Source organism: Cupriavidus phytohabitans (assembly GCF_000426345.1).
In the GTDB taxonomy this organism is placed as follows: domain Bacteria; phylum Pseudomonadota; class Gammaproteobacteria; order Burkholderiales; family Burkholderiaceae; genus Cupriavidus.
Map to the genome: position 1 here is coordinate 1 of NZ_AUFE01000154.1, position 5,331 is coordinate 5,331.

A 5,331-nucleotide genomic window follows, 5' to 3' on the forward strand; every position below is an offset into this window, starting at 1 on the left:
GGCTTGCCTTCGAAACACACGCGCACGCCACGACATTCGATGACGAGCCCGGACGATCCAATCGGCTCCGGCATCGGCCCCGATGCCATCTCTATGGGCAGGAATAGTTCGGCCGGCTCGGATGCAGACGCCGCGGCCCGCTCCTGATCCCGCCGCCACTTCGACACAAGATTCGCGTTCAGGCCATGCGCTCGTGCAACTTCTGCCAGTGAGCGCGTCGGGTCCCGTGTATCGGCCACGACCTGCGTGCGGAACGCCTTCGTGTAATTTTTGGAGCCTCGTCGGCGACCCCGCGCCTTGATTTCCATTTCTTCTGGTTCCCACCAAATTCTGGTGGGAACCAGATTGCCGCCTATGGCTCTTCATGAACAGACGGTGCTGGGGCCACGCTTACGGAAGGCTGGCAGCCAACCCGGCTGCTGGGCGCCTTGCTCGAGCACGAGCTGGCTGAACGGGCCAAGCGCCGCATCGAACGACACCGCACCGAGTCCCACTTCGATCCAACCAAGACGCTGGCCGCCTTCGACTTCAGCGCGGTGCCGATGGTCTCCAAGGCGCACGTGATGGCGCTGGCGAGTGGTGATTCCTGGCTGGAGAAAGGCGCCAATGTGCTGATCTTCGGCCCGCCGGGCGGCGGGAAGAGCCACCTCGGGTCGGCCATCGGGCATGCCCTGATCGATGCGGGGTATCGGGTGTTGTTCACGCGTACCAGCGAGATCGTCCAGAAACTGCAGGCAGCGAGACAAAGTCTGCAATTGCCCGCTGCCCTGACCAAGCTCGACCGCTTCGACCTGATCGTCCTCGACGATCTGTCATACGCCAGCAAAGACCAGGCCGAAACCAGCGTCCTGTTCGAGCTGATAGCCGAACGATATGAGCGACGTAGCCTGCTGATTACAGCAAACCAGCCGCTCTCGGGCTGGGACCATGTGTTCCCCGATCCCGGCATGACCATTGCGGCGATCGACCGGCACGTCCACCACTCGACGATCCTTGAAATGAATGTCGAAAGCTACCGCCGGCGCACCGCCAGCGACAAACAGTCTGGTCGCCGCCGACAATCATCCCGGCCAACCGGCCAAGATGGTTGTCGCTGGACCGGCCGTCCTGCTTGACGCTTATATGAACGCCGCCCGGCTTGCAAGGTAATATCGCTGTGATGCTCGACGAGGAATTGGTTGCGGGCTTATATCCGGCGTCTGCCGGTCCAGCCTGCGCGCCCTGATGGAATTCGCCAAGAACGACCTCTACTATCTAGCGCGCTCGAAGCGCTTAGCGTCAATCAGGCTTTCGTTCTTGCGGACCAACCTGTCTCGCCATCACGTCGTTATCTACCTTCGCAACCTGTCTGTAGCTCCCGTTCGAATCCTTGCTCTTCTTGGTAGCGTTTTATGCTGCGTAATCTTTCTGATACGTGGTGTGGTTCGCGAGTTGAACCTTGCATGAAGCAGTACCACCTCATGCCCTAGCGCCGCAATTTTGCGTGCCCACCAGTGAGCACTTCCACATGCTTCCAAAGCCACACGTGCGGTTGTGCGCTGGCCAAGAAATTCGATTAGTTGTTGCTTAGTGAACCGTCGGTTCACTATCTCGCCTGTTTCCGCTTCAACCCAATACATCTGGAAAGTCCGCTTTGCGATGTCGAGTCCGAACGTCGTAGTATTCATGATGGCCCCTCCGTTCCTCAAGTGGTCGCAACACCCCCACTTTGGCACATCGATGCCGTTCGGTTCTGGAGGGACCCGCTGTTTTCAACAGTGACCTCCATGTGAGGACCTAGATGTCCGCGACGGGAGGGCGGCGTTCATACCATCTATCTACCAGAGAGAAAAACACCTCTACAGCGTAACCCGCGCGTAGAGGGGGGTGACCATCCCATTAGGTTCGCACTGCTTGGAATATCAATAACGCAGGCGGCTGATTACGGCCTCTAACCGAAAGTACTTGTGTCTACGGCGCCTGCCTCCGGTAAGATATTGCTTAGCAATTGCTGTTGAGCCATGTTGTTACTTCTGCCGATGGCCTTGAGCGGATCGCGCAGCACAGCTCTACCAACCTCCATGACGTCGCTCACCACTCGTTGATCGCAACTGCGTTCCGCCCCCCAGAAATTCAAGGCAGCCCATTTGGGGAAACTACAAGGGAGCGCTAGAAGCTGCGTTTCTCGCTCGCGTGTCACCAATGGAACGTTATAATCCAGCAGCGAGCAGATGCCGCCCGCTGAATGCAGTAGCGTTATCTGCGCATGCCAGGATGGTACCACCGTCTCTCGGTAGCCAGGTGTACCGGCCTGCCGGCTCAGGAAGGCACGTAACGGGCTGCTGGGTTCGCTGTCTTCTTGCAATAGGATCCAGGCATTCTCGCTCTTATCCTCGTTGACTCTGCGCGTGGCGCCGACGAGCCGACGCTGCGTTGCCACGATGTTGTGCTGGCGCACACGCTCGGGGTGGTGCCCGCTGTCGACGACGAAGGCGCAGTCTAATTCTCCGGCGTCAAGTAGACTGGCAAGCACCGCATCGGCAATCACCGACCGCGTGACAAAAGTGTCTTGCGGAAACTCCTCGCCTAAGGCGAACAAGATTTCAGTGATGAGGGGATCGCCAATCGACGCCGAAAAGCCTATTGCTACGCGCCTACCACCTTCCTGACGCTTGGTCGTGACCTCCTCTCGGCGTCGAACCAAATCTCCCCATATCGCTAGGATCTGGCGCGCTATCTTTTCCAGATGTATCGCATGCGGCGTGGGCACAAGTATGCCGTTTCCTTTGAAGAACAAGGGGTCACCGGTGATCTCGCCCAAGCGATCGAGACTATAGGACACCGTGCTCACGCTGCGCTGGGTGCATGCTGCGACAGCACCCAGGTTACGGTACTCCATAACGAGAACAAAGACTTGCAACAACTTCGTGTTAACATGACGAATTTCCGACAGCGTAGTATTAGACATTCTACCAATATCACCATGCAATGGTGACGCGAGTCTAAAGGACGGGATGGGTATCCAAAAGAAAGATAGACATAAGTCTAGTCCCGTCAATTGATCTGAATCAAAGCTTTGCAGATGTCATCATGGCGAATTTCATCGCTACCTATAACGTGCTGTTTGCCAAGGTGCCGGCACCAAATTGTGCGCCATTCTTTGCACATTACCTTTCGTGGATGGTGGCCATCTGCCGAGATGGACTCGTAATCGGAGCTATTCCACGACAACTACGCTCCACAAGAGGATGGGCTTATCTCGCTCTCGCGTAAAGTTCATCTTGCAGGCTCGTTCGCTTTTTCGGGGCCGCCTTTCGTGGAGAGCAAATCACCGGCAGCCGGATGGGCAGCTGAAGACGGTGTTCTATCTCGCCAAAATGGACGCAACCACGCGCCGAAATCATCGAGGTACGTATAGATCACCGGCACCACCACCAGCGTCAGGATCGACGACGTGATGATGCCGCCGATCACGGCCTGCCCCATCGGCGCGCGCTGCTCGGCGCCCTCGCCCAGGCTGAAGGCCAACGGCACCATGCCGAAGATCATCGCTAGCGTCGTCATCAGGATCGGGCGCAGGCGCACGCGCGCAGCTTCGACCAGCGCGGCCTCTCGCGACAGCGGCGCGCGCCCGTAGGTGCCGTCCACATCGCCCGCGCGCGCCTGGTTGGCGAAGTCCACCAGCAGGATCGCATTCTTGGTCACCAGCCCCATCAGCATGATGAAACCGATGATCGAGAACATGTTCAAATTCGAGCCGAACAGCAGCAGCGCCGCGAACACGCCGGCCAGCGTCAGCGGCAGCGAGGTCATAATGGCGACCGGCTGGAAGAAGCTGGCGAACTGCGAGGCCAGGATCATGTAGATGAAGATCACCGCCAGCGCCAGCGCCGACACGGCGTAGCCGAACGACTCGTGCATCGACTTGGTCGAGCCGCCGAATCGGTACTTGTAGCCGGCCGGCCAGTTGACCCCGTCCAGCGCGGCCTTGACGTCGCGCGCGACTTCGCCGGCCGAGCGCCCGGCCACGTTGGCGGTCAGCTCGACCTCGCGGTTCAGGTCGCGCCGGCTGATCTGGTTGGCGCCGGTGGTCGGCACCAGCTCGGCGATCTGGCGCAGCGGCACCATCCTGGGCGAGCCATCGGCGTTGGTATGGCTGCTGGCGATCATCAGCGCGCTCAGGTCGGCCATGCCGGTGCGCGCGTCCTTCGGCAGGCGCACGCGCACGTCATAGTTCTTGTCATCGGGCGCGCGCCAGGAGCTGATCGCGTCGCCCGCCAGCAGCGGCCGCAGCGCATTGCCGATCTGCGCCACGCCCACGCCCAGGTCGGAGGCCAACTCGCGGCGGATGCGGACCTCGATGGTGGGGCGGTCGTCCTTCATGCTCGAATCCAGGTCGGTCAGGCCGGGGATCGCCGCCATGCGCGCGCTGGCTTCGCGCGACAGGCGCCGCAGTTCGTCGAGGTCGTCGCCCTGGATTGATACCTGGATCGCCTTTTGCCCGCCGGCGCTATCGGGCATGCCGACCATGGTCAGCGTGATGCCGGCGATGCCGGCCAGGCGCTGGCGGATCAGCGGGTTGAGCTGCGCGGTGGTCAGGGTGCGCGCGCGCCGCTCGGTCAGCCGCACCGACACCAGCGCGTTGTTGCGGCCCGAGGTGTTGCCCGAGTTGATGGTGGCGTAGGTGTAGGCCACTTCCGGGAAGGCCTTCAGCGCGGCTTCCACCTGCCGCACCTTGGCTTCGGTGACGTAGAGCGAGGTGCCGACCGGCGTGGTGAAGCCAACTTTGGTTTCGCCCAGGTCGGCATTGGGCACGAACTCGGTGCCGATCAGCGGCACCAGCGCAAAGCTGCCGAAGAAGGTCGCGGCGGCCATGACGGCGGTGGCCAGGCGGTGCTTCAGCGCCCAGCCCAGCATGCCGGCGTAGCCGTCGCCGAGCCGGTCCATCCTGGCCGAGAACCAGTCCAGCAGCCGCCCCACCGTGCGCCCGTACCAACTGGCCTTGTTGCCGGTGCCGTGCAGGTCGGGGTCATGCCAGACCGAGGACAGCATCGGGTCCAGCGTGAACGAGACGAACATCGAGATCAGCACCGCCGCCACCACGGTGATGCCGAACTGGTGGAAGAAGCGCCCGATGATGCCGCCCATGAAGCCCACCGGCAGGAACACCGCGACGATCGAGAAGGTGGTGGCCAGCACCGCCAGCCCGATCTCGTTGGTGCCGTCCAGCGCCGCGCTGCGCTGGTCCTTGCCCATCAGGTTGTGGCGCACGATGTTCTCGCGCACCACGATGGCATCGTCGATCAGCAGGCCCACGCACAGCGACAGCGCCATCAGCGTGATCACGTTGAG

3 protein-coding genes and 2 pseudogenes are annotated in these 5,331 nt (G+C 61.1%); 1 reads left to right on the top strand and 4 read right to left on the bottom strand.

Features of this window, described 5'->3' with window-relative positions; translation table 11 throughout:
* On the bottom strand, positions 1-308 hold a 308-nt coding region (locus K309_RS41185), incomplete at its 3' end, for a transposase (RefSeq protein WP_156914538.1).
* Positions 309-395: 87 nt separating this feature from the next.
* Here K309_RS41185 and istB point away from each other — a divergent pair.
* Positions 396-1,115: pseudogene (gene istB / locus K309_RS38695) on the top strand (IS21-like element helper ATPase IstB); the annotation flags it as partial.
* 318 nt (positions 1,116-1,433) lie between these two features.
* Here istB and K309_RS43565 read toward each other — a convergent pair.
* The 3 genes and pseudogenes from K309_RS43565 to K309_RS38700 form a co-directional block, all read right to left on the bottom strand.
* A pseudogene (locus tag K309_RS43565) lies at positions 1,434-1,667 on the bottom strand (IS110 family transposase); the annotation flags it as partial.
* A 263-nt stretch (positions 1,668-1,930) separates the two neighbouring features.
* Positions 1,931-2,947, bottom strand: coding sequence for a LysR family transcriptional regulator (locus K309_RS0133725; RefSeq protein ID WP_029050325.1), 1,017 nt, complete (start codon positions 2,945-2,947; stop codon positions 1,931-1,933).
* Between the two features lie 308 nt (positions 2,948-3,255).
* Positions 3,256-5,331: efflux RND transporter permease subunit (locus K309_RS38700; RefSeq protein ID WP_035878831.1), on the bottom strand; the 2,076-nt coding region annotated here is incomplete at its 5' end.